The 3,166-nt window shown below is 51.1% G+C and carries 2 protein-coding genes and 2 pseudogenes; 3 read left to right on the top strand and 1 reads right to left on the bottom strand.

What is annotated here, in order from left to right:
* The first annotated feature begins 219 nt into the window (after positions 1-219).
* From PG879_RS20355 to PG879_RS20345, 3 genes and pseudogenes are all read left to right on the top strand, one after another.
* Positions 220-519, top strand: coding sequence for a hypothetical protein (locus tag PG879_RS20355; RefSeq protein ID WP_005303889.1), 300 nt, complete (start codon positions 220-222; stop codon positions 517-519).
* 342 nt (positions 520-861) lie between these two features.
* Positions 862-1,269, top strand: a complete 408-nt coding sequence (locus PG879_RS20350; protein WP_010675353.1) for an H-NS family histone-like protein — start codon at positions 862-864, stop codon at positions 1,267-1,269.
* A 431-nt stretch (positions 1,270-1,700) separates the two neighbouring features.
* A pseudogene (locus PG879_RS20345) lies at positions 1,701-1,790 on the top strand (IS5-like element ISAs34 family transposase); the annotation flags it as partial.
* A gap of 142 nt (positions 1,791-1,932) precedes the next feature.
* Here the strand turns inward: PG879_RS20345 and PG879_RS20340 are convergent.
* Positions 1,933-3,014, bottom strand: a pseudogene (locus PG879_RS20340) (IS3-like element ISAs20 family transposase); the annotation flags it as partial.
* Positions 3,015-3,166: the final 152 nt, after the last annotated feature.

The following is a 3,166-nucleotide window of genomic DNA, read 5'->3' as shown; positions in this document are numbered from 1 at the left end:
ATGACTCATAATGAACCCTTTTTCATGGCTCCAGATGACAAACATGATCTCATATCAGGGACTTGTTCGCACCTTCCATAGGTGTTCCTATCGGCGCCACTGTTGTCGAAGTGAAAGCTCTCATTCGCATGGATACCAGAAAGTAACCAAAACAAGTTGCAATATATATAGTGTGTCCGCGTATGATAACTCCTATTCTCATCAGATTAGGAGCGTAGCATGCTCGTAAAAGAAATTGTGCCAACAGAGCAGGTCGTTGACATTCTCTGTGATGTCTGTGGTCGTAGTACAAAAACGAATTTTGGAACCAATCAATACGGCTCGTTATCGGCGGATTTTGGCTATGGTTCCCGTCACGATGGTGAACGTTATAAGGTGCATCTGTGTGAAATGTGCTTTTTCGGTACACTCGCAACAGTGAGGGAGATGCATCGCGGGGAACATATGTTTGACGATGACTATGAGGCTGCAAACCCAGACACATTTGGGCGTGATTATTCTAATAGGGAGATAATCTGAATAGTATGCCCCTATATTCGAGGTTGTGTGGAGAGAACTATTTCCTATCATCGACTCATTCTGTGAGCCAATGATATTGTCCTATCGGCTCATTTCGTGAGCCGAACAAGATCCTTCATAGGCTCATCTGGTGAGGTGGTCTCAACGCTCACTACCACCATTAGCTACACAGTGTCATAGAAGATTAGAGCCAGGTCACTCAGCAGATCCAAACGCGATATCGCTCACGTCTTTTTGAATAATGCTATTTCTATAATCATCTTGGTGCCAAAAACAGTGGAGCTGATGCTGGGATTGAGAGATAATTCTCCAGATATAAAAATGTGATACATGAGGCTATCAATGAACGATTTTTTGAAAATTCTGCTGAATATCCGTAGCCTTCGTGCTGCATTGCGTGAGCTCTCTTTTGAGCAGTTGGTCGAGGCTAAAGACAAATTTGACGAAATCTATGCCGAACGTGAGCATCAAGAGAGCAAAATCAGAGCTGAGTCAGCCGAGCGCCTGCAAAAACTGGCTGAGTTTACCGAGCTGCTGAAAGAAGCTGGCATAGATCCGAGTGAGCTGGTTGGTACTGCGGCTCCGGCGAAAGCTGACGGTTCAGCTAAAGCGAAACGCACTCCTCGTCCAGCAAAATACCGCTATACCGAGGATGGTCAGGAGAAGACCTGGACTGGTCAGGGGCGCATGCCCAAGGCCATTGCAGACGCTGTTGCGGCTGGAAAAGCACTGGATGACTTCTTGATCTAATGCTGAGAGCCCATGCCTGCTCGGCGTGGGCCTTTAATTCTATCTGTAGTAGGAGCACCGTATGGGGAGGACATTGGAGGATATGATTTCATCCGAATCACCCGAGGTTGTCCAGAGAGCCAAGGCGCTGGCCGAAGAGCAACTGGTACGTCTCAGTGTGACCAAACTGCTTTCAAATCTCGGGCCTGGTGATGTTCCTGCAATAGATCCCGATGTTCTCGATAGTTTGTTATCACTCAAAAGATTAGTTGAGAGCCATGACTGTCGGTTAAGTCTATTCGTTCATATGCCTGACGGCACACATCATGGCGTCAACATTTAAGGAAAGTGCGAACAAGTATCCCACGAACAAAAAATGAAAATTTTAGTCATTTAATATCAATGGGTTACCAGTAAATGCTCTCGTGCCATATGACTTATTCGCACCTTCCCTAGCCAAGAGTTTTGCAGCCTTTATCAAACTGGCTTTCTGCCTTCGCTACTTGCGCGAGTTATGTGTGGACAGAAAACCAGCATTTTGAGAACACAGCCTAGGGCGCTGTTGGAACAGGACGGTTCATCTGATATCAGAGTACGTGCACTGAGGTGTCCGGAATCGGTGTACACGCAAGCCGGAATCAGCGTTCATTTTAAACCGGAATAGGTGTTCATTTTCGACCGGAATATGCAGCTCCGTTGCAGCAACGCCGCCGCCCGTTCACCGCACTCTTGCTCATGCACTTCCCAGCCCACCCCTTTGCGGCTGTAGATGTCCTCTATCAGATAGAGGTAGTAATACTGGCCGCGCACGAGTGACGGCAAGTAGGTGATATCCCAGGACCACACTTGATTGGACCCAGTCGCGGTATGGCTGGTTGGTACCGGCACATGACGCGGTGGTTGGCTCCGGCCACGCCTGTGCTGCTGGTCAGCCGCCCGCAAGATGCGATAGAAGCTCGACTCACTGGCCAAGTAGCGCCCCTGGTCGGCCAGCCGTGGCACAATTTGACTCGGCGGCAACGAGGCGAACTCCTGGCTATTGCAGACGTCCAGCACGGCCTGCCGCTCCTCTGGGCTCAATGCATGAGCAGGTATGGAACGAACCGCATCCGGTCGCCTATCGGCACTCAGCTCAGGCCCGGCCAACCAGCGCTGGAGCGTGCGCAGACTCAGCCCCAACACCTCGGCCGCAGGATGCTTGCGGGCGCCAGCTTCAAGCGCTTCGCGCCACCATGCAACGTATTGCTGCCGCTCTGGCAACGAGGTCAGTTGTCCTCGTCGACGTTGCTCCAGTAGGCATCGAGCTTTTTTTGCAATATCAGCAGAGCTGCCGCCTCGGCCAGGGCCTTGTCTTTGCGCCGCAGCTCTTGCTCCAGTTGCCGGATACGCTTCTTGTCCGCTTTGGCCTGTGCCTTCTGCGCCTGTTGTAAGGTACGAGCGGATTGCTGGCCCAGAATACAGGCTTGGCGCCATTGCTGGACTTGCTCGGGATAGAGACCCTTACGGCGGCAGTACTCACTGAGTTCAATCTCGGAAAGCGCAGCGGTTTCCAGCACGACGGCGAACTTGGCCTCGGCGGGCCATTCATCGGTCAGTTTGTTGTCCCCGGGCACAGGAGACCCTCCGTCTTTGGCGTGTTTGCGCCAATTATACAGAGTGACCTCGCTGATGTTTTCCTGCCGAGCCAACTCGGCCACCGACATATTGATGGGCGGCAGCAGCTTCTTGAGCAAAGCAGCCTTGCGCTCACTTGAATAACGAGCCATTCGACACTCTTTATCCGCCCCCGGTCTTCACATTTAGATTATTCAGATTAGGCGACAACTATTCTGACACCGGGGGGATGCTGGCTTTCATGTATTCGATGTTGATGGCCGTTTTGTTCTTGCGTGGATGCTGTTTCAAGGTTCTTACCTTG

The organism is Aeromonas sp. QDB63 (assembly GCF_027707425.1).
GTDB lineage: Bacteria > Pseudomonadota > Gammaproteobacteria > Enterobacterales > Aeromonadaceae > Aeromonas > Aeromonas caviae.
Note: the sequence above shows the minus strand (reverse complement) of the source record. Positions and strands in the feature narration are given on the sequence as shown.